The organism is Ignatzschineria sp. F8392, from assembly GCF_002252045.1.
In the GTDB taxonomy this organism is placed as follows: Bacteria; Pseudomonadota; Gammaproteobacteria; order Cardiobacteriales; family Wohlfahrtiimonadaceae; genus Ignatzschineria.
Genome location: NZ_NEFF01000001.1, coordinates 416,702 through 437,901 on the forward strand (window position 1 = coordinate 416,702; position 21,200 = coordinate 437,901).

General features: G+C 51.3%; 23 protein-coding genes and 1 pseudogene. 19 read left to right on the forward strand and 5 right to left on the reverse strand.

Going from position 1 to position 21,200, the window contains the following annotated elements:
• Positions 1 to 175 precede the first annotated feature (175 nt).
• The 16 genes from coaBC (at position 176) to B9T19_RS01900 (ending at position 16,410) form a co-directional block, all read left to right on the forward strand.
• Positions 176 to 1,411, forward strand: coding sequence for a bifunctional phosphopantothenoylcysteine decarboxylase/phosphopantothenate--cysteine ligase CoaBC (gene coaBC, locus B9T19_RS01825; protein WP_094566907.1), 1,236 nt, complete (start codon positions 176 to 178; stop codon positions 1,409 to 1,411).
• 82 nt (positions 1,412 to 1,493) lie between these two features.
• Positions 1,494 to 1,925 carry a YqaA family protein gene (locus B9T19_RS01830; protein WP_094566908.1) on the forward strand — a complete coding sequence of 144 codons (432 nt, stop codon included), beginning with the start codon at positions 1,494 to 1,496 and terminating at the stop codon, positions 1,923 to 1,925.
• A gap of 93 nt (positions 1,926 to 2,018) precedes the next feature.
• Positions 2,019 to 2,948, forward strand: coding sequence for an AEC family transporter (locus B9T19_RS01835; RefSeq protein ID WP_094566909.1), 930 nt, complete (start codon positions 2,019 to 2,021; stop codon positions 2,946 to 2,948).
• Positions 2,949 to 3,004: 56 nt separating this feature from the next.
• On the forward strand, positions 3,005 to 3,856 hold the full coding sequence (locus B9T19_RS01840; RefSeq protein WP_094566910.1) for a DMT family transporter: 852 nt from the start codon (positions 3,005 to 3,007) through the stop codon (positions 3,854 to 3,856).
• Positions 3,857 to 4,392: 536 nt separating this feature from the next.
• Complete coding sequence (locus tag B9T19_RS01845; RefSeq protein WP_094566911.1) at positions 4,393 to 6,678, forward strand: FdhF/YdeP family oxidoreductase; 2,286 nt, start codon at positions 4,393 to 4,395, stop codon at positions 6,676 to 6,678.
• 257 nt (positions 6,679 to 6,935) lie between these two features.
• The gene (gene guaA, locus B9T19_RS01850) at positions 6,936 to 8,465 is read left to right on the forward strand and encodes a glutamine-hydrolyzing GMP synthase (protein ID WP_094566912.1); all 1,530 of its coding nucleotides are present in this window, start codon (positions 6,936 to 6,938) and stop codon (positions 8,463 to 8,465) included.
• A gap of 304 nt (positions 8,466 to 8,769) precedes the next feature.
• Entirely contained in the window at positions 8,770 to 9,972 is a 1,203-nt protein-coding gene (locus tag B9T19_RS01855) for a site-specific integrase (protein WP_000954590.1), read from the forward strand.
• Positions 9,973 to 10,119: 147 nt separating this feature from the next.
• A complete protein-coding gene (locus B9T19_RS01860) occupies positions 10,120 to 10,341 on the forward strand; it encodes an AlpA family transcriptional regulator (RefSeq protein ID WP_001179606.1) in 222 nt (73 codons plus the stop codon).
• Between the two features lie 4 nt (positions 10,342 to 10,345).
• Positions 10,346 to 11,173, forward strand: a complete 828-nt coding sequence (locus B9T19_RS01865; protein ID WP_001162384.1) for a helicase RepA family protein — start codon at positions 10,346 to 10,348, stop codon at positions 11,171 to 11,173.
• Positions 11,160 to 12,041: a replication protein C, IncQ-type gene (gene repC, locus B9T19_RS01870; protein ID WP_000743064.1), complete on the forward strand. Its 882-nt coding sequence runs from the start codon at positions 11,160 to 11,162 to the stop codon at positions 12,039 to 12,041. The genes B9T19_RS01865 and repC overlap by 14 nt, the downstream gene beginning before the upstream one ends.
• A 1,032-nt stretch (positions 12,042 to 13,073) precedes the next feature.
• Positions 13,074 to 13,262, forward strand: a complete 189-nt coding sequence (locus B9T19_RS01875) for a stabilization protein (RefSeq protein ID WP_000024442.1) — start codon at positions 13,074 to 13,076, stop codon at positions 13,260 to 13,262.
• 140 nt (positions 13,263 to 13,402) lie between these two features.
• Complete coding sequence (trbJ, locus tag B9T19_RS01880; RefSeq protein ID WP_000836966.1) at positions 13,403 to 14,182, forward strand: P-type conjugative transfer protein TrbJ; 780 nt, start codon at positions 13,403 to 13,405, stop codon at positions 14,180 to 14,182.
• A 12-nt stretch (positions 14,183 to 14,194) separates the two neighbouring features.
• A complete protein-coding gene (gene trbK / locus B9T19_RS01885) occupies positions 14,195 to 14,431 on the forward strand; it encodes an entry exclusion lipoprotein TrbK (protein WP_000718002.1) in 237 nt (78 codons plus the stop codon).
• Positions 14,432 to 14,441: 10 nt separating this feature from the next.
• Positions 14,442 to 15,869 (forward strand): P-type conjugative transfer protein TrbL, encoded by a 1,428-nt coding sequence (gene trbL, locus B9T19_RS01890; protein WP_001405816.1) that lies wholly within the window; start codon positions 14,442 to 14,444, stop codon positions 15,867 to 15,869.
• A gap of 4 nt (positions 15,870 to 15,873) precedes the next feature.
• Positions 15,874 to 16,122: a hypothetical protein gene (locus B9T19_RS01895; RefSeq protein ID WP_000213809.1), complete on the forward strand. Its 249-nt coding sequence runs from the start codon at positions 15,874 to 15,876 to the stop codon at positions 16,120 to 16,122.
• A gap of 63 nt (positions 16,123 to 16,185) precedes the next feature.
• A complete protein-coding gene (locus B9T19_RS01900) occupies positions 16,186 to 16,410 on the forward strand; it encodes a type I toxin-antitoxin system ptaRNA1 family toxin (RefSeq protein WP_000211355.1) in 225 nt (74 codons plus the stop codon).
• Positions 16,411 to 16,446: 36 nt separating this feature from the next.
• On the opposite strand, the gene B9T19_RS01905 is transcribed toward B9T19_RS01900, so the two are convergent.
• From B9T19_RS01905 to B9T19_RS01925, 5 genes are all read right to left on the reverse strand, one after another.
• Positions 16,447 to 16,650, reverse strand: a complete 204-nt coding sequence (locus B9T19_RS01905) for a hypothetical protein (protein ID WP_000131871.1) — start codon at positions 16,648 to 16,650, stop codon at positions 16,447 to 16,449.
• 114 nt (positions 16,651 to 16,764) lie between these two features.
• Positions 16,765 to 17,832, reverse strand: coding sequence for an ACR3 family arsenite efflux transporter (gene arsB, locus B9T19_RS01910; protein ID WP_001272375.1), 1,068 nt, complete (start codon positions 17,830 to 17,832; stop codon positions 16,765 to 16,767).
• The gene (locus B9T19_RS01915) at positions 17,829 to 18,335 is read right to left on the reverse strand and encodes an arsenate reductase ArsC (protein WP_000140066.1); all 507 of its coding nucleotides are present in this window, start codon (positions 18,333 to 18,335) and stop codon (positions 17,829 to 17,831) included. Before B9T19_RS01915 ends, arsB begins: the two co-directional genes overlap by 4 nt.
• On the reverse strand, positions 18,332 to 19,099 hold the full coding sequence (arsH, locus tag B9T19_RS01920; RefSeq protein WP_001239389.1) for an arsenical resistance protein ArsH: 768 nt from the start codon (positions 19,097 to 19,099) through the stop codon (positions 18,332 to 18,334). The genes B9T19_RS01915 and arsH overlap by 4 nt, the downstream gene beginning before the upstream one ends.
• Positions 19,096 to 19,428 (reverse strand): helix-turn-helix transcriptional regulator, encoded by a 333-nt coding sequence (locus B9T19_RS01925; RefSeq protein ID WP_000447876.1) that lies wholly within the window; start codon positions 19,426 to 19,428, stop codon positions 19,096 to 19,098. Before B9T19_RS01925 ends, arsH begins: the two co-directional genes overlap by 4 nt.
• 147 nt (positions 19,429 to 19,575) lie before the next feature.
• Between B9T19_RS01925 and B9T19_RS01930 the strand changes: the two genes are divergently transcribed.
• From B9T19_RS01930 to B9T19_RS01940, 3 genes and pseudogenes are all read left to right on the forward strand, one after another.
• The gene (locus tag B9T19_RS01930) at positions 19,576 to 20,313 is read left to right on the forward strand and encodes a recombinase family protein (RefSeq protein ID WP_001366550.1); all 738 of its coding nucleotides are present in this window, start codon (positions 19,576 to 19,578) and stop codon (positions 20,311 to 20,313) included.
• On the forward strand, positions 20,310 to 20,534 hold the full coding sequence (locus tag B9T19_RS01935) for a hypothetical protein (protein ID WP_000743213.1): 225 nt from the start codon (positions 20,310 to 20,312) through the stop codon (positions 20,532 to 20,534). Before B9T19_RS01930 ends, B9T19_RS01935 begins: the two co-directional genes overlap by 4 nt.
• 210 nt (positions 20,535 to 20,744) lie before the next feature.
• Positions 20,745 to 21,149, forward strand: a pseudogene (locus tag B9T19_RS01940) (IS91 family transposase); the annotation flags it as partial.
• Positions 21,150 to 21,200: the final 51 nt, after the last annotated feature.

Below are 21,200 nucleotides of genomic sequence, written 5' to 3' on the forward strand. Positions count from 1 at the left end.
TCAAATATGATCGATTGAAAAGTTGAGGTTGGATCTGGATTAACTTGAAATAAGTTAAAGCTGAACCAACCTCAAATCAGGTTTGAATCTCATTGAGAGAAAATAGAGGCAAGATCATTGAAGTATCTTGCCTCTTTCTTTAAAGATCAGAGATAAGTGAGAGGGAAGGAGAGATATGAATATTGTTTTAGGCGTTAGTGGGAGTATTGCAGCGTATAAATCCCCTGATTTAGTTCGTCGTTTAAGAGAGGCTGGGCATGAGGTTCGTGTCGTTATGAGTCGCGGTGGAATGAGTTTTGTGACGCCGTTAACCTTACAAGCGGTATCGGGCTATCCTGTTGTTTATGATCTTTTAGATCCTGCGCATGAGGCGGGAATGGGACATATTGAGTTAGCACGTTGGGCCGATCTTATTCTGATTGCTCCGGCAAGTGCAAATTTAATCTCACGATTAGCCGCAGGATCGGCTGAAGATCTTCTCTCCGCTATTGTATTGGCGACGGAAAAACCGGTGATGTTAGCGCCGGGAATGAATCGTTTGATGTGGGCGAATCCCTTTGTACAACGAAATATCGCCGCGCTCTCTGCTGAAAATATCGATATTCTAACCCCCGGAAGTGGTGCACAAGCCTGTGGTGAGGTGGGATTAGGTCGAATGCCTGAGCCTTTAGAGATTCGTGATCATATTACCGCTTTTTTCCAAGATTTGGAGAATCATGCCGGAAAAATTGATGAAGATAGAGGTCCACTCTTTGGGAAAAAAGTAGTGATTACAGCGGGACCGACAGTAGAAGAGATCGATCCTGTCCGTTATATCAGTAATTACTCAAGTGGCAAGATGGGATATGCATTAGCAAATGTTGCTAAAAACTTAGGGGCCGAAGTTCAATTGGTCTCCGGTCCTGTTACGCTCCCACCCCCTGCTGATGTGAATCTTATTGCGGTTAAGAGTGCTGAAGAGATGATGCAAGCGGTTGAAAGGGCGTGTCAAGGGGCGGATCTCTTTATTGCCGCCGCCGCTGTGGCCGACTATCGGGTTGCAGATCGCGCTTTAGAGAAGATTAAAAAGAGTGATGATCAGGATGAGTTAATTCTGAAATTGACCAAAAACCCCGATATCTTAGCAACGATAGCTAAAGGGGAGGCACGACCAACACTCTGTGTCGGTTTTGCTGCGGAGACCAATAATATTGAAGAGAATGCAAAGTCGAAGTTACGACGAAAAAATGTCGATATGATCTGCCTTAATGATGTTTCTGGTGGAAAGGTCTTTGGCGCCGCCGAGAATGAGATGCTACTCTTTAAGCGCGATGGTTCCGTAACACCGATTGCAAAAGCGGATAAAGCGATTGTTGCTGAGAAGATCTTTGAGGAGATTATCAATCTATTTCCAGCGCAATTTTGGTGTTAAAGGTTGGTGTTAGAGAGTTATTGTCAAAAATTGGCGTTAAAAAGTCTCTGGAGAGGAGTCTGATGAGCATGGATAGTAGGTAATGGAACCGATCAGTGGTGCGATAGGGGGACTGCTTTTATTGGCACTCTCTGCATTTAGTTCGGCGACCATATTGCCGGGAAGTTCCGAAGTGGCACTACTCGGATATCTTCATCTCTATCCCGAATGGCTCACTGCGGCCTTTGTCGTTGCCACAATTTTTAATACTTTGGGAAGTATCTCAATGTATTGGGCCGGGCGCATTATTCCAGAGCGAAAAGAGTCTTCTGCTAAGGTAGATCGTTTAATCGCACGCTTTGGTCTCTTCTCACTCCTATTTTCTAGTCTTCCGATTATCGGTGATTTTATTCCCATTGCGGCTGGTTGGTTTCGACTCAATTTTTGGTACTCTTCGCTCCTAATTTTGATCGGTAAAGCAGTGCGCTACCTGCTTCTTTTAGGGGCGTTTCATACACTTTTACAGCTCTTTTAGAGATTACTCATAGAGAAATAGGGGGAATCACTTGCACTTCTCTCTAACTCAATTACTCTAAGAGAGTTGCCAAAATTTTGATGGAATTGCGCCGTGTTAACCTTCTTCTGGATTCTCCTTCCGATCTTCTCCATTTTTGTTGTGGGTTTTATCTCGCAGAAGATCCTTCATTTCGATATCCCCAATCTCTCTAAGATGTCGATCTATGTTTTATCCCCTTTTTTAGCCTTTAAAACTTTCTACTCTTATCAGATATCGATCGACTATCTCTACTACTTTGGTTATATCTATCTTCTCTGTTTTGCACTGGTGCTACTGGTCTCTATTGCCGCGAAGATTTTCCACTATGATGAGCAGACACGCTGTGGAATGATATTAGGTTCCTGTTTTATGAATAATGGGAATTATGGAACGCCTGTTGTTTTAGCCTTTTTCGGTGCTGCCGGTTTCGATCTTGCCATTATTATGTTGGTTTTACAGCAGGTAGTCATGAATACGGTAGGGACTTATTACGCTGCAAAAGGTTCTTCACGCAAAATTATTGGGAGTTCCGTCCGGCATGCGCTTTATCAGGTTCTAAAGATGCCAACGGCTCATGGTGCGCTTTTAGGGGTGCTTTTTCAACTACTTCATATCCCTCTAAGTGAATCACTCTACCGTTCTATCTCGATGGTAGGTGATGCCTCCATTGTTGTTATTATGGTGATTTTAGGGATGCAGTTGGCTAATATTCGTATTACAAAAATTGCGTATGGAAAACTATCGATCAATTTAACTATTAAGATGCTTCTTTCACCGCTGATCGCCTTCTTTTTAGTAGAGTGGTTGCCGATCGATCACGCCTCAAAACAGATCTTGATCCTACTTGCAGCAATGCCGGCAGCAGCCAATACAACATTGTTAGCCGTTCACTTCGATACAAAGCCAGAATTAGTTTCAAGTGCAACGCTAATTAGTACTTTAATGAGTCTTATGACACTACCAATTGTTTTGCTCTTTTTAGGGGTTGAGTTACCTGCATAGTAAACCAACACAATAAACCAACACAATAATTAATATAAGCATTAGGGGAGGGAGATATGGGGAGAAGAGGGGCGTTGGGTATGGCGCATATTGCAGCATTACTCTTTGGGCTGACGGGGATTTTTGGGGTACTGATTACCACTAGCGTGGAGATGATCACTTTAGGGCGAGCCGCTTTTGCCGTTTTAGGTTTATGGTTGCTCCTCTTATGGCAAGGGCGATCTATTAAGTGGCAATTTACTCTTAAAGAGTGGGGGGTCCTCCTTCTCTCTGGCATCTTTTTAACGATTCACTGGTTAACTTTTTTTATTGCAGTCAAGATTGGAGGTGTCGCGGTTGCAACCTTAGGATTTGCGACTTTCCCCGCCTTTATTACTCTGATCGATTATCTACTTTTTAAAGAGCAAGTGACTCTTCGGGAGTGGTGGTTGTTACTTTTGACCACAATCGGGCTCATTTTAGTAACTCCTAGTTTCTCTTTTGCAAGTGATGGAACGATCGGTCTCTTATGGGGGATCTTATCAGGCTTTGCTTTTGCGCTATTGGTGGTGACGAATAAGCGAGGCACAGAGGGAATCGATGCTGTTCAGATCGCTCTTTGGCAAAATGGTATTGTTGTTCTGCTTCTTCTCCCTTTTACCCTCATGCAATTTCAGGAGATGACGCTCTTAAATGGATTCTACCTCGCTTTATTAGGTATTTTCTGTACAGGGGTTTCCCACTATCTATTGGTAAAAAGTTTAGCTGTTTTAGAGGCGCGTATTGCCGGTATGATCATAGCGCTTGAACCTGTTTACGCAATCTTAACAGCTTGGTGGCTCTTCGGTTCACAGCCGACTTTAGCGATGTTAGCTGGTGCGACTCTCATTATTGGTGCCATTTTTCTAGTCTCTCAAAAGAAGAATTAGCATCAGGATGAGTGCTGTATGCTTCAAGATTTATATTCATTGATGATTTCGATTATCAATATGTTTCATTAATATATTTTCCTTGTTTCTATTTTTATTTTTGATATTGGGTTATCTTAGTGCATTGTCTTTAATTGTTATTCTCCTCTATTATTGATTTAAATTATTAAATCCTGTTATTTTCATTCATGTCATTAGTTTTATCTCTATTTTATTTAATTTTTTTATAATGATGTTGTAAATAGTTGATTTGAGTTATCTATTTAATTAGATATTTTGTAGAAATTATGAAAAACATTAAAATTTAGTGAGGATTTTTCTCTTTTTTGCTATATTGATCAATAAGGTAGCTACTATCAATACGATATAGAGAATAGTCTTCATATTATATTAAATTTGTTGTGTTCTGTTCTGTTCTGTTGTGTTGATGGAGTGCTTTTGATTCATATTTTGTGTTCTATAGATCACTATTGATCAGTCACCTCCGGGTATTGCTGATGAAAGAGATATAGAGATGGGAGCAATAAGGGAAAAGTATGAAAAAGAAAATCGAAGAGTATAAAGGTCCAGCAGGTGGTTGGGGTGCATTAAAAGCGGTTGCGGAGATTCTTGCAGAGCAAGAGAGAGAAGGCGCAGATGCAAAAGCACTCTTTAAGATGAATAAACATGATGGGTTTGATTGTCCAGGTTGTGCTTGGCCAAATCCAGAGAGAACCCCCATCTTTGATGTTTGTGAAAATGGGGCGAAGGCTGTTGCTTGGGAGGCAACCCGTAAAAAGTTAACGCCAGAGATGCTCTCTAAAATGACGGTAACAGAGCTCTCAAAATTGAGTGCCCATGAATTAGAGGATTTAGGTCGTTTAACCTATCCAATGAAGTATGATGCCGCAACTGATACCTATCAGCCGATTGAATGGGATGTGGCATTTAAAGAGATTGGAGAGATCCTCCAAAGCTATGATGATCCCACAACACTAGAGCTCTATACCTCTGGTAGAACCTCAAATGAGGCAGCATTTCTCTATCAGCTCTTTGGGCGTGAATATGGAACGAATAACTATCCTGATTGCTCTAATATGTGTCATGAGCCAACAAGTGTTGGATTAGGCGCTTCGATCGGTGTTGGGAAATCGACAGTTACATTTGATGATTTCGAGAGTGTCGATCTAGTGATCGATATCGGTCATAACCCAGGTACGAATCACCCAAGAATCTTGAGCACTTATCGCGCACTTTCAAAAAGAGGTGCAACTTTGGTTGCTGTAAACCCGCTTAAAGAGCGAGGACTTGAGCGTTTTATCTACCCACAAAATCCGGTAGAGATGTTAACGGATCATGCTACAAAATTGGCATCGCACTACTATAATGTTCGCGTCGGTGGTGATGTGGCATTGATGAAAGGTTTGATGCGTATCGTGATTGAGCGTCATGAGGATGCTGTCGCTAAAGGTGAGCCGGCGATTTTAGACCTCGACTTTATTGAGAATGAAACGGTGGGTTATGATGCGGTTCGTGAAGATGTGCTCAATACTTCTTGGGAAGATATTACGCGGGTTTCGGGATTAACAAAAGAGGCGATCGAGGAGTTTGCGGAGCTCTATATCAAGGCCGAGCGTACGATTATCTGCTACGGCATGGGGATTACACAGCATGAGCATGGGACTCAAAATATCCAGCAGCTCGTCAATCTTCTGCTCTTAAAAGGAAATATGGGGCGTCCCGGCGCTGGTATTTTACCTTTAAGAGGGCACTCAAATGTGCAAGGAGATCGAACAGTCGGTATTACAGAGAAGCCGAGTCAAGCGATGCTCGATAAGTTAGAGGCACGTTATGGCTTTACACCCCCTTCAAAGTGGGGGCATGCGGTCGTTGCAAGTGTTGAAGCGATGTACTCAGGAGAGTCAAAAGCTTTTATCGGCATGGGCGGAAATTTCGCTGAAGCGATGCCTGATCATGATAAGACCTATCAAGCGATGAAAAATCTTGATCTTGCGGTCCATATCGCAACGAAGATGAATCGTTCCCATCTTTTAACCTCTAAAAATACCTATCTATTGCCTGTTTTAGGGCGTACAGAGATCGATATGCAGGAGACAGGTCGTCAAGTTGTAACGATCGAGGATTCGATGAACTTTGTAACAGCCTCTTGCGGTATCCTTAAGCCGATTAGTCCAGATCTGCTCTCAGAGTGTGCGGTGGTTGCCGGTATTGCGAAAGCGGCTATTCCTAACACTAAAGTGAAGTGGGATGAATTAGTGGCAGATTATAGTAAGATTCGTGATGATATTGAGTTTGTCTATCCTGACTTTAAAGATTACAACGAACGTATTAAAGCGCCGGCGGGCTTCCATCTTCAAAACCCCGCATCCATTCGTAAGTGGGTTACTAAGAGTGGTAAAGCTAACTTCTTTAAGACTTCTGACGGTATTATTGAAGATCCCGATTCACTCTTAAATGCAGAGTTAACTTTAACGACCTTAAGAAGTCATGATCAGTACAATACGACTATTTATGGTCTTAATGATCGCTATCGTGGCGTCTTTGGTCAGCGTGATGTTCTCTTTATTAGTGAGGCAGAGGCGCAGAAGCAGGGTGTGAAAGCGGATGATCGAGTGAATATTATTGCGCTTGATCGAGATAAAAAACCAACGGAGCGCCGTTTAGATAATCTGCGTGTGGTGATCTATGATATTGCCGATCGTTCAGTGGCAACCTATTTCCCTGAGGCGAATAACTTGGTCGCTTTAGAAAGTATGGATCAGCAGTCAGGTATACCGGTTTATAAAAATATTCCGATAGCGATTGAGTTAGCGAGTAGTTAATTAATATTTATAGTTCAATATTTATAACTTAATATTTGCAACTGAGTGAGCAACTGTTGACTAAATCAATAGATCTAGTCATTGATCTAGTCATTGATAGAGGCGATCTTTAGAGATCGTCTCTTATTTTTTGTCTCTATCTTTATCTTTTTTTATCTCAAAATGAAAGGCCTTTAAAAATTTTTATAAACTATGGTGCCTCTCGTTTCGTTATAATATAAACTACTATTTTAACCGGTGCTTTAAGGAGCAATTTGATGGAAAAGATCATCGTATTAGATTATGGCAGTCAATATAATCAACTCATTACTCGACGCATTCGTGATATTGGGGTCTTTTCGGAGTTGATTTCGCATAAGATCTCAGCAAAAGAGCTCAAAGAGATGGCGCCGGCAGGAATTATCCTCTCAGGAGGCCCTAATAGCGTCTATGCAGACAATGCATTTTCAATCGATCCTGAGATCTTTCACCTCGGTATCCCTGTATTGGGGATCTGCTATGGGATGCAGTTGATGACCCATACTTTAGGGGGCAAGGTAGAAAAAGCGGCTAATCGCGAATATGGTTTAGCCTATCTTCATGTCGATCTTAAAGAGACAATGCTCTTTGATGGCTTGCCGGAGACACAATCTGTCTGGATGAGCCATGGCGATCTGGTGACAGAAGTACCAAAAGGATTTACTGTCACCGCTGAGAGTAGCGATTGTCCTATTGCGGCAATGGAGTATCCTGAAAAGCGCCTCTACGGCGTACAATTTCATCCTGAAGTGAAACACTCTGTCTTTGGGACCGATCTTCTAAGAAACTTTGCTTACGATATTTGTGGTTGTTCTGATCGCTGGCATATGGATTACTTTATTGAGCAAGAGATCGAAAAAGTACGCAAACTTGTGGGGGATAAAAAAGTTCTTTTAGCCCTTTCAGGTGGCGTTGATTCAAGTGTTGTCGGTGTTCTTCTACAGCGCGCGATTGGAGATCAATTAACCTGTATCTTTGTTGATCATGGGCTTCTTCGTAAAGGGGAAGGGGATCAGGTGATGGAGAGTCTTGGTGGTAAGTTTGGACTCAATATTATTCGTGTTGATGCTAAAGATCGCTTCCTTGAGAAGTTAAAAGGGGTCTCAGATCCTGAAGAGAAGCGGAAGATTATTGGTAATGAATTTATCTATCTCTTCGATGATGAGGCGAAAAAGCTTCAAGATATCGATTTTCTTGCACAGGGAACACTCTATACCGATATTATTGAGAGTGGTACCGATACAGCAGAAACAATCAAATCGCATCACAATGTCGGCGGATTGCCAGAAGATATGAAGTTCCAATTGATCGAACCTTTAAAGACACTCTTTAAGGATGAGGTGCGAGCCTTAGGATTGGAGTTGGGAATGCCCCATGAGCTTGTTTGGCGCCAACCTTTCCCCGGTCCTGGTTTAGGGATTCGTATCTTAGGTGAGATCACTGAAGAGAAATTAGAGATCGTTCGTGAAAGCGATGCGATTTTACGAGAAGAGATTAAACTTGCCGGCCTTGAAGGGGATATTTGGCAATACTTCACGGTTCTCACAGGATTAAAGAGTGTCGGCGTGATGGGCGATTCTCGAACTTATGATTATACAATTGCTATTCGTGCAATTACCTCAATCGATGGAATGACGGCAGACTTTGCGCGAATTCCGTGGGATGTTTTGCAGAAGATCTCTGTACGTATGATCAATGAGGTGAAGCATATTAATCGGGTTGTTTACGATATTACTAGTAAGCCACCTGCAACTGTCGAGTGGGAATGATTCCGCGTCTGGCACAGCCAGGCACCTGATGGCATGAAATGCCGCTAAGCCCGCGTAATTGCGGGCTTTTTTTTGTTTGTGTTTGGCACGATCTGGCAACGGGAGGAAGCGCCAAGCACCGTTTGAGCATGGCATTAAAGCTGGTATTATGGTTTGGCGATGCCATGATTGATGCCGATACCATGCTGCGTTCTTTTGTGTGTTCATGGTATTAATATTCTATAAGTTACTGTTTCGTAAGAAAAAATACGATAAATTCGAGATTTTTTCAGCATGGTATCGGAGACGAAGAAGGACAAGGTACATGCTGACCGATACCAAGCTGCGCAATCTCAAGCCCAGGGACAAACTCTACAAAGTGAATGACCGGGAAGGTCTCTATGTGGCAGTGACTCCAGCCGGCTCCATCTCGTTCCGTTACAACTACTCAATCAACGGTCGGCAGGAGACCATCACCTTTGGGCGTTATGGTGTCGGTGGCATCACCCTGGCCGAAGCCCGCGAGCTGTTGGGTGACGCCAAGAAGATGGTTGCGGCGGGCAAGTCGCCGGCCAAGGAGAAAGCCCGAGACAAGGCGCGGGTGAAAGATGCAGAGACGTTCGGTGCCTGGGCGGAGAAGTGGCTGCGTGGCTACCAGATGGCCGACTCCACCCGCGATATGCGCCGCTCGGTTTATGAGCGTGAGCTGAAGCCGAAATTCAGCAATCAGAAGCTGGTGGAGATCACCCACGAAGACTTGCGGGCGCTGGCTGATGCCATTGTTGAGCGAGGCGCACCGGCCACCGCCGTTCATGTGCGTGAAATCGTGTTGCAGGTATTTCGCTGGGCCATCGAGCGTGGGCAGAAGGTCGAAAACCCGGCAGAACTGGTGCGCCCAACAAGCATCGCTCGATTCGAGCCACGTGACCGAGCGTTGACGCCAGAAGAAATTGGGCTGATGTACCAGTACATGGAGCGAGTGGGCACAAGCCCAACAAACCGTGCGGCGGCCAAGCTGTTATTGCTGACGATGGTGCGCAAGAGCGAGCTGACCAATGCGACCTGGAGCGAGATCAATTTCAGCGAAGCGTTGTGGACGATTCCAAAGGAGCGGATGAAACGCCGTAACCCGCACCTGGTATTTCTGTCCCAGCAGGCTCTGGATATTTTCATTGCCATGAAAACCTTTGCCGGTGGTTCCGACTTCGTTTTGCCATCACGGTACGACTCGGATGCGCCGATGAGCGCTGCCACACTTAACCAGGTGCTGACGCTGACTTACAAGGCGGCGCAGAAAGATGGGAAGTCACTTACCAAGTTCGGACCGCATGATTTGCGGCGCACAGCCAGCACGCTGTTGCATGAGGCCGGCTACAACACCGACTGGATCGAGAAGTGCCTGGCGCACGAGCAGAAGGGCGTGAGGGCTGTCTACAACAAGGCTGAGTACCGCGAGCAGCGGGCGGCGATGTTGCAGGATTGGGCCGATATGATTGATGAGTGGACTTCGGGAGGCAGTAAGGGTTGATGTTTTTGCTATCTTTGATAGCATTGAAGTTGATGCCGTGAATTTATAAATAAGGCCGCCATTGGCATCGGGCAGGTCAATTACCGATTAGCTGCTTCGCGCAGCTACTCGATGAATAGCAACTATTCATTTGAGAGGTATTGACCCATGCAAAATATAAAGACCCTCATCAACAGGAAGAAGCTCCTGGAGATGATCCCGCTTTCGACACGAACAATTTATAACCTGGAGCAGCGAGGGGATTTTCCACGCCGTATCGCGTTAACCAGTAGAAATGTCGCCTGGGATTTGTCAGAGGTCGAAGAGTGGATTGAGGCACGTAAATCATCGGGTGATCAAGCTGCGCGACCTGGCCCTATAGAGGGCTAGTTATATGGCTCTTGATCTTATGGCGGCTTTCACGGAATTGCCGCCACCCATTGATTATGTTCTGCCTAATATGGTTGCTGGCACTGTTGGTGCTCTTGTGTCGCCTGGTGGGGCTGGTAAATCCATGTTGGCCCTTCAATTGGCTGCACAGATTGCAGGCGGGCCTGATTTACTTGAAATAGGCGAGTTTCCCACCGGGCAAGTGGTCTATCTGCCTGCTGAAGATCCACCGGCCGCTATTCACCATCGTCTGCACGCCCTTGGGGCACACCTCAGCGCAGCGGAACGGCAAGCCGTGGCTGATGGTTTGCTCATTGAACCCTTGATCGGTAAATGCCCAAACATCATGGCTGCTAGCTGGTTCGATGCTCTCAAACGAGCCGCTGAAGGTCGTCGCTTGATGATCTTGGACACTTTGCGGCGCTTCCACATTGAGGAGGAGAACGCTAGCGGGCCGATGGCGCAGGTTGTTGGGCACATGGAGGCCATAGCCGCTGATACAGGCTGCTCCATTGTGTTTCTGCACCACGCGAGTAAAAGCGCAGCCATGATGGGGTCGGGCGATCAACAGCAGGCCAGTCGTGGATCGTCCGTACTGGTTGATAACATCCGTTGGCAATCGTACCTATCCGGCATGACGCAAGGCGAGGCCGAGATACTGGGGGTCGATGATTGTCAGCGTGGGTATTTTGTCCGCTTTGGCGTCAGCAAGGCCAACTATGGCGCACCTTTTCAAGAACTCTGGTTTAGACGGCACGACGGCGGCGTGTTGAAGCCTGCTGTACTGGAGCGGCAGTGCAAGGTGAAAAGGAGACAGCGTGAAGAAGCCTAAGCATGACCTGACCCACGTCCGACATGATCCCGCGCACTGTTTGGCACCTGGCCTGTTCCGCAGCCTCAAGCGTGGCGATCGCAAACGCTGCAAGCTGGACGTGACCTACACCTTTGGCGAGGACGAATCCATGCGTTTCGTCGGATTCGAACCTCTCGGGGCCGATGATATGCGTCTTTTGCAAGGCATCGTGGCCCTTGGCGGCCCGAACGGCATCTTGCTAACCCCGGAACCGACCAGTGAGACGGGGCGACAGCTACGGCTATTCCTTGAACCCCGTTTCGAAGCCATTGAGCAAGACGGCTTGGTGGTTCGTGAGAGCCTGACCAAACTGCTCTCAGAAACGGGCATGACGGATAGCGGCGACAACATCAAGGCGCTCAAAGCCAGCCTGCTGCGCATGTCGAACGTCACCATCCTTGTGACGAAGGGACGGCGGCAAGCCGCGTTCCACCTGATGAGTCATGCTTTTGACGAGACGGACGGCAGGCTATGGGTTGCCCTGAATCCGCGTATTGCCGAAGCGATCCTGGGGCATCGTCCATATGCCCGTATCGACATGGCGGAAGTGCGGGTGCTACAGACTGATCCGGCACGGCTGATGCACCAACGGCTATGCGGCTGGATCGACCCCGGCAAATCCGGGCGCGTGGAACTGGACACGCTTTGCGGCTATGTCTGGCCAGATGAAGCCAATGCCGAAGCTATGAAAAAACGCCGTCAGACTGCCCGGAAGGCACTGGCCGAACTTGCCGCCGTGGGTTGGGTAGTGAACGAATACGCCAAGGGAAAATGGGAGATCAAGAGGCCTGGCCCCACGGCAACTGCACCCGTTTACCGTCGTAACGTTCCCTTGTTACCGTCGTAACGCTCCCCTTCTGCCGTCGTAACGTTCCCCGTCCCAATTTGGAAAACCCAGACGGTGCGCTGCTTTGCGGGCAGTTTGGGAAATCCATCCAAGATTATCTAAAGATAATCCATCATGCGCGGTGCAGCTCGCGCCTTGAGGGCGCGTTCTGACCTTGCCAATAAAGCCCTGGCGGGCTTTATCAATCGGCCATAGGCCGATGGTTTAACGCCAAGAAGAGAAGGCGGCTTCAGTGGCCGCTGAAACGCCTTGTGAGAGGGGAAAACAACCCGGAGTCCCTTATTCCATGAGCTGAAGCAGAATCTGCGTCTAACGGTGCTGGAGGGCCGCTGTGTGCACTTGTAGTTATCTGTACTGAAACCTTGGCTCGAAACGTGAAATGGCTAAGCAGTGCCCATTCGTTCGGTAAGAATAATAAGAAGATTATTATTCTTATTATTACCAAGCAGGAATGAGCCGTGTGTGTTGGACGCCCATAACCAGTAACCTGCGTGAAGGTGTCAACATCAGGAAAGGTTGCCCCTCAAGTATCAATACGTCGCCTTAGTGGTATGACGGGAGGGGAGGCAAATTTCTTGTGTTCATTGACACTTGAGGGGCGGGTTATGCCCTTCTTTTTTGGCGTCCAACTCGCCCCATCGGGGCGAATGGTTTGTGTCGATTGTTGGCATTTTAGGTTCCGATTTAAAGCCGATTGAGCAGCGATTTTGAAGCGACTATGTCGATTGCAGGCCGATTTGGTGACGATTACGGTTATGTTGCCAAGAATCGGTGTTTGTTTGACGATAAAACGCTTTACGTTCGATATGCGCTAGATTTTCAATAGTGGGTGAAATGCGGGCAGGATGGGTGAAGTTAGCTAACCGGCAAGCCGGTTATCTATCTTCACTGTCCCTTATTCGCGCCGGGGGCACTCAACGGGAATCCTGCCCTGCGGGGCTGATCGGCTACCGCCGGTTGCAAGAGTATAGGTCTTGCTATTTTTAATATCTTTGATAGCATGGTTGTCGGGTACACCAAAAGGGTATTGATATGGCAAATGTGCTTATCAGGAATTTACCCGCCGAGGTGCACCGTGCGTTGAAAGTTCGAGCAGCGCTCAACGATAGGAGCACCGACGCGGAAATACGCGAAATACTGACGGCGGCAGTACAGCCGCTAGAGCTTGAAGAGATTGGCCGGGAAGTTGGCTTGTCCGAAAGCGATAAAAAAACAGAGTAGTTTTACGTTTGTAAGTCCGGGCCTCAGCGCCAAGGGCAATACCGATCAGCTAGTGGCGTAGCTCTTCGATGAAACGTTGCCGAGAACAAGCACAACGCTTGGTCAAGGCAATGCCTTCTTTTCATCGACGGAGTACGACCATGAAGTCCAAAATTTTAGCGGCTAAAAAAACCGCTCTAGCCGTTGCACTCGCAACCGGCTTTATCACCACTACCACCGCCCCTGTGCAAGCTGGTATCCCCGTCATCGACGGCGGCAACCTGGCCCAGAACATCATGACGGCCATCGAGTCGGTGGCGCAGACGCTCAAGCAGATTGAGCAGTACCAGACCCAGTTGCAGCAGTACGAAAATCAGCTCCAGAACACGATGGCCCCAGCCGCGTATATCTGGGATCAGGCGCAGACTACGATCAACCGGCTGATTGCCGCGCAAAACACGCTGGCCTATTACGAGAACCAGCTAGGCAGCCTGGATCGTTACCTGGCCAAGTTTCAGGACGTGGCCTATTACCGCAGCTCGCCATGCTTCAACGGCAGCGGCGGATGCACGCCGGCCGAAAAGGCAGCGATGGAAGAGAACCGCCGCCTGGCGTCAGAGTCGCAAAAGAAGGCCAACGATGCCCTGTTCCAGACCGTTGCCGACCAGCAAAAGGCTTTGAAGGATGACGCCCGTACCCTGGAGCGGCTGCAAGGCGCGGCCCAGGGTGCAACTGGCCAGCTACAGGCCATCGGCTACGCCAACCAGCTCGCCAGCCAGCAGGCCAATCAGCTCTTGCAGATTCGCACCATGTTGACCGCCCAACACAACGCGGAGGCAGCCCGGATTGCAGCAGAACTCGATGCCGAGGCGCGAGGTGATGCCAGGGCCGAGCAAATGCGTACCTGGACGTTTCGCCCGAGTCCGGCAGACAACTACTAGGGAGGCGGTGAGATGAAAAAAATCTTTTTTACTACCGCGGCTACGTTGCTGTTGTTGGCTGGATGTGAACAGGAAAGGATGCCCGAACCAAATGCGGCGACGTGTGCCCCCGATGCGTTCCAGGCAGCACTGAATGAAATGCGCAGCGAAGCGAACCGAGAGGCCTTTACCGAGGAATGCAGAGCATTCCAGAAGGCCAAGCAGATGCGTCAGTGGGAGTTCAAGCCCAGCCCTAAAGATGATTATTGAGGTGGTCGCCATGAGAAAGAAAATTGCTCTAGGTGGCTTGATGATGGTCGCCACAATGGTGCTGGCTGAACCTGCAATGGCGCAGGAGCTAAGTAGCAGCGGTGTTATGAATGATGTGCTCAAGCGTTTTCATGATGCTGCCGCAACATGGGGGCCAGCTATTGAGTCCGCTGCATCGCGTTTGTTCTGGACGCTGGTTGTGATTTCGATGGTCTGGACATTCGGCATGATGGCTTTGCGCAAGGCCGACATTGGCGAGTTCTTCGCGGAGTTCGTTCGCTTCACGATCTTCACCGGCTTTTTCTGGTGGTTGCTGACGAATGCGAACCAGGGCATGAATATCGCCGGTACGATTGTTCAGTCATTGCAAACTCTGGGCGCGCAGGCGGGGGGACTTTCCAATAGCAATCTTGGGCCCTCCAGCATCCTTGATCTTGGTTTCGAGTTATACAACCGCACAGTACAGGCCACCTCGGAGCTGGGATGGCGGCAGATGGCAACTGCTCTGGTCATGGAGCTAATGGCCCTGGCTGTTTTGTTTGTCCTGGCGTTGATTGCGGTCAACCTGTTGCTGTTGCTCGCATCAGCCTGGATTCTGTTGTATGCCGGTGTGTTCTTCCTTGGCTTTGGTGGAAGTCGTTGGACTTCCGACATGGCGATCAATTACTACAAGACCGTGCTGGGCCTGGCCGCACAGCTTATGGCAATGGTGCTTCTGGTTGCGATTGGCAAAGAGTTCATCAATCACTACTACACGCAAATCAGCGAGAACATGGCATCCCAGGAACTGGCCGTGATGTTGGTTATATCGGTCATCTTGCTTTTCTTGGTCAACAAAGTTCCGCCGATGATTTCTGGTCTTGTGTCTGGTGGTGGTATTGGCGCAGCCGGTGGAATTGGAAACTTCGGTGCGGGTGCGGCAGTTGGGGCGGCGGTGACGGCGGCCAGTATGGCAACTGGCGGCGCTGCCCTGGCAGGTAAAGCGGTTATGGGTGCCGCAGCCGGTGCAGCCGGAGGTGCAAGTGCACTCCAAGCGGCTTTTCAGAAAGCATCAGCGAGTATGGAAACCGGCGGTGACATGTCCAGCATGGGGTCAGTTGTCAGCAGTGGCGGAAACGGTGGTGGTGAAGCGGGTACTGCTGGCAGTAGCCCATTCGCCCAAGCGGCTGGCTTTGGTGACAGCGGCAGTAGCTCAAGCGGTGGCGGCTTTGCCAAGGCCGCGAAGCTGGCCACAGGCACGGCCTCCGAGTTAGCCAAGGGTGTCGGCTCTCAAGTGAAGCAGGGATTCCAGGAGCGAGTGAGCGAAACCACAGGCGGAAAACTGGCTGCTTCGATACGCGAAAGCATGGAGCCGAAAGAAGCAAGCCAATCTGGCCAGTTCGAGGGCAATAGCTTGGGCGCCGATTCTGGCCCAGATAGTAACGAAGTCAGGAGTTAGCACGATGACGACATCAACATACATGGCCGCATTGGCGGCCCTGGATGAAGCGCCAAGGGAAGAAGTCAGCCAGGTATTTATTTCGCCGCTGGGTGATCAATCGACCGAGGTCGATGCAGAGACAGAAACAGCCGCTTTTGTATCACGGCCAGACCCTATGAGAGAGAGCGAAACTAAGCCGATAAGTATTGAGGTTAATGGCGGCAGGAATGAGCGGTCAGCATTCGCGGAGGCGGCGGGGCTGTACCTGTAGGCGCACCGGGCTGGCCACAACCAGCCCGGCACTTTCAATCAACACCTACTGGAGAGGTGAATTATGACAACACAACATATTATCGAACCAGGGCAAGCAGTGCATCAAGCAGCGGCTATTCTTTCTTCTTTGGAGTACATCAACCAAGCGGAAGCGCGGAGCCTTGGGCCATTGGCCGAAGCCGTCGCTAATGCTTTTATGGTGGTGTACTACCAAGCTGAAACGGGCCGGGCGACACAGGCTGATTTTCAAGAAGCAATGAACGCCTTGCGCCAAGCGTGCAGCTAATGACGAAAGGGCGGCCACTCGAACTGGCCGCCTTTTTCAATCTTCACTGTTTGGCCATTCCCGACCCACAGACGGCGCATCCATCCATTCGCGTTCCTCCGGCGGCAGCGGGTAAGCCCCGGATGCTTCCGCGTCGGCCAGTAGTTCGGCCAGTGTGTAGCGCACCCGACCAGTGGAAACGGCGCGGGCCGGGTCGGCCTTCTCATGCAGCCTGTTCTCTAGGTTCTTTGGGTCTGTCATCGGGCGACCTCAGCAAGCATGGATACTAGGTGTTCCAGGTCAGTGATCGAATGCGCCAGGAAGCGGCCGGCGCGGCAATCTGCAATCATTTCCTCAGTTTTTTCCTACTCATGTTCAACCTCGTTCGTACCAGCTCTTCGAGCGATTCACCACGCGCACGACCAGCAGCATCACCGGCACTTCGACCAGGACGCCGACCACGGTTGCCAATGCAGCGCCGGAGTGCAGACCGAACAAGCTGATGGCGGCCGCCACGGCCAGCTCGAAGAAGTTGCTGGCACCGATCAGGGCCGAAGGACAGGCGACAGAGTGCTTTTCCCCCGCCCGCTTGTTCAGCCAGTAGGCTAACCCGGAATTGAAGAACACTTGAATCAAGATCGGCACGGCTAGCATGGCGATCACTAACGGCTGCCGGATGATGGCCTCGCCCTGGAAGGCGAACAGTAGAACCAACGTCAGCAGCAGCGCGGCCATCGACCACGGCCCGATCTTCTGCATGGCCCGTTCAAAGGCGGCCTGTCCTTGCTTGAGCAGATGCCGCCGCAAGAGCTGCGCCAGGATCACCGGCACGATGATGTAGAGCACGACCGAAATCAGCAGCGTGTCCCAAGGCACCGAGATCGAGGACATGCCCAGCAGCAGGCCGACGATGGGCGCGAAGGCCACGATCATGATGGCGTCGTTCAGAGCCACTTGCGAGAGCGTGAAAAGCGGGTCGCCGTTGGTAAGGCGGCTCCACACGAACACCATTGCCGTGCAGGGCGCGGCGGCCAGCAAGATCAAGCCCGCGATGTAGCTGTCCAGTTGATCGGCCGGCAGGAACGGAGCGAACACTTGTCGGATGAACAGCCACCCCAGCAGGGCCATCGAGAATGGCTTGACGGCCCAATTCACGAACAGCGTGACGCCGATGCCGCGCCAATGCTCTTTGACCTGGTGCAGCGCCCCGAAGTCGATCTTGACCAGCATCGGGACGATCATTACCCAAATCAGCAGGCCCACCGGCAAATTGACCTGGGCCACTTCCATGCGGCCTATGGCCTGGAACACGTCAGGAAGGCCCTGGCCGAGCGCAACACCGGCGACGATGCACAGGGCCACCCACAGCGTCAGGTAACGCTCGAAGCCGCTCATCGGGGCCTGGCGCGGCTTCGCGGCGATGGCCTGTGCGCCGGCGCTCATGCTTCCTGCTCGGTCTTGCCGATGTTCGCCAGCTCGCGCTTGATGGCCGTCTGGTCAAGCATTTTGAGAGGCAGATTCACGAACAGGCGGACGCGGTTCATCATGTGCCGGAAGGTTTGTTCGAAGGCCCGGCGCTTCTCGGCGTCAGTGCCTTCGACGGCGGCCGGGTCTTCAAATCCCCAATGCGCCGAGATCGGCTGACCAGGCCACACCGGACACATTTCGCCGGCGGCGTTGTCGCAGACGGTGATGATGAAGTCCATCTTCGGTGCGTCGGGCGTGGCGTACTCGTCCCAGCTCTTGCTGCGCAGATTCTCGGTCGGGTAATTCACCGACTCCACCTTTTCGACGGCGAAGGGATTGACCTTGCCGGTTGGGTGACTGCCGGCGCTGTAGGCGCGGAAGCGCCCTTGCCCCATCGTGTTGATGAGAGCTTCGGCCATGATGCTGCGCGCCGAATTGCCGGTGCAGAGGATGAGGACGTTATAGATTCTTTCGGTCATGATGTTTCGCTTTCTGGTAGTGGCTGGGGAGCAATGGCGATGGATGAAAGATCGGTGGCCTCGTCGATGACGTGGCCGGCCGCTTTCCGTTCGGAATAGCGGTCTGTCAGTGCTTCACGGTGCGGCCGTACCAGCGCCGTGAAGCGCACCAGTTCTTCCATCACATCGGCTATTCGGTCGTAGTACGGCGAGGGCTTCATGCGGCCCGCCGCGTCGAACTCTTGGAACGCTTTGGCGATACTCGACTGGTTCGGAATGGTGAACATTCGCATCCAGCGGCCGAGCAGACGCAAGGTGTTCACGGCGTTGAAGCTCTGCGAGCCGCCGGATACCTGCATCACGGCCAGGGTGCGGCCTTGGGTCGGCCGGATGCCGGCCATTTCAAGCGGCAGATGGTCAATCTGCGCCTTCATGACACTGGTAATCTGACCGTGGCGTTCCGGGCTGCACCAGACTTGTCCCTCTGACCACTCGGACAGGGCGCGCAGCTCCTTGACGGCCGGGTGATCGTCGCTTTGCACTTGATCGGGCAACGGCAAATCGGACGGGTCGAAGATGCGTGTTTCTGCGCCAAAGAATTGCAGCAGCCGGGCCGCTTCCTCGACGGCCAGCCGTGAGAACGAGCGGGCGCGCAGCGAGCCATACAGCAGCAGGATACGCACCGGCGGGGCGTCGGGTGCCAGCCCGAGCGCCGGGCGCTCGATGGCAAAGGATTTGTCCAAAGCGGGCAAAGAATCGGGGTCGGAAAGATGGCGAAGTCTCATGCCAACACCTTCCCGGCTTCCGTGGTGCAAGACAGGTTGCACACCTGGCCGCCGCAGCAGTTTTCCGTGAGAAAGGCCACCAGGTTAGTGGCCGTCGAAAAGTTCGCCTCGTAGATCACAAATCGGCCTTCTTGCCGCGACGTGACCATGCCGGCGTGTGCCAGCTCTTTCAGGTGGAAGGATAGCGAAGACGGCGGGATGCCGGCCGCTTCGCTGATTTTTCCGGCGGCCATGCCGGCGGGGCCGGCCTGGACGAGAAGCCGGAACACCGCGAGGCGCGATTCTTGAGCGATGGCCGCCAGGGCGGCTACAGCATTTATCGTTTCCATGTTTCAATAATAGTCGAAATATGGAGTGTGCTCAATAGCTCATTTAAGCTGTAAAAATGAGCTAGGCGCATTTAGATCGATATGTGATAAATTGGCCTGCCAGTTTAAGATGGGTGCATTTGAGTATGCCCAAAGGAGCCCGCAAGTATGCGCAGGACGAAGCCAGTAGCCGCGCCGATGGTGGCGCGGGTCTATCTGCGCGTCAGCACCGACGCGCAGGACTTGGAACGCCAAGAGGCGATCACTACGGCCGCGAAGGCCGCCGGCTACTACGTCGCCGGCATCTACCGTGAGAAGGCATCCGGCGCACGCGCCGACCGGCCTGAGCTGCTGCGCATGATCGGCGACCTACAGCCCGGCGAGGTGGTCATTGCCGAGAAGATCGACCGCATCAGCCGCCTACCTTTGCCCGAGGCCGAGCGCCTGGTGGCCTCGATACAGGCCAAAGGCGCACGCCTGGCCGTCCCTGGCGTGGTCGATCTATCCGACCTGGCGGCCGAGGCCCAGGGCGTCGCCAAGATCGTGCTGGAAGCCGTGCAGATCATGCTTTTTCGCCTGGCCTTGCAGATGGCCCGCGACGACTACGAGGACAGGCGCGAACGCCAGCGCCAAGGCATTGAGTTGGCCCGCCAGGCCGGGCGGTACAAGGGCCGCCGTGCTGATCCGAAGCGCCGCGCCCAAGTTGTCGCGCTGCGCAAGTCCGGCTACAGCATCAACAAGACCGCCGAGCTGGCCGGGTACAGTGCGGCCCAGGTGAAACGGATATGGGCCGAGGTCAGCCAGGCCGAAGCGAAGCAGCACGGCGCGTTCGTGGAGGACGCATTGACGGAAGCCGATGCCCTGGCCGCTGTCGGCCAGGATGAGCGCCAGGAGGAAAGGGCATGAAGAAGCCGAACCAAGACGACGAGCCGTTTTTCATCACCGAGGAGATTGCGGCCGAAATGATCGCCGGCGGCTATGAGTTCGAGCTGCCGCCCATTCCTTGCACCATCCGCCTACGCGACGTGCTGGAGCGCATGACCGATGCTGAGCTAGCATTGCAGCCGGGCGAGATCGCCGACCAGGAGCGTGAACGCTGCCGGCGCAAGCCGTGTTCAACCTCATGATCTGGTCATGGTATTTTTCATGGCACTGAGCCTGATAGTTCTTGCAAATTGTTGTCACTAAAGGGTTTTGTGTGCTTGTTTACAATCGAGTGGGAGTGACGGGCACTGGCTGGCAATGTCTAGCAACGGCAGGCATTTCGGCTGAGGGTAAAAGAACTTTCCGCTAAGCGATAGACTGTATGTAAACACAGTATTGCAAGGACGCGGAACATGCCTCATGTGGCGGCCAGGACGGCCAGCCGGGATCGGGATACTGGTCGTTACCAGAGCCACCGACCCGAGCAAACCCTTCTCTATCAGATCGTTGACGAGTATTACCCGGCATTCGCTGCGCTTATGGCAGAGCAGGGAAAGGAATTGCCGGGCTATGTGCAACGGGAATTTGAAGAATTTCTCCAATGCGGGCGGCTGGAGCATGGCTTTCTACGGGTTCGCTGCGAGTCTTGCCACGCCGAGCACCTGGTCGCTTTCAGCTGTAAGCGTCGCGGTTTCTGCCCGAGCTGTGGGGCGCGGCGGATGGCCGAAAGTGCCGCCTTGCTGGTTGATGAAGTACTGCCTGAACAACCCATGCGTCAGTGGGTGTTGAGCTTCCCGTTTCAGCTGCGTTTCCTGTTTGGGGTCGTTTGCGGGAAGGGGCGGAATCCTACGCTAAGGCTTTGGCCAGCG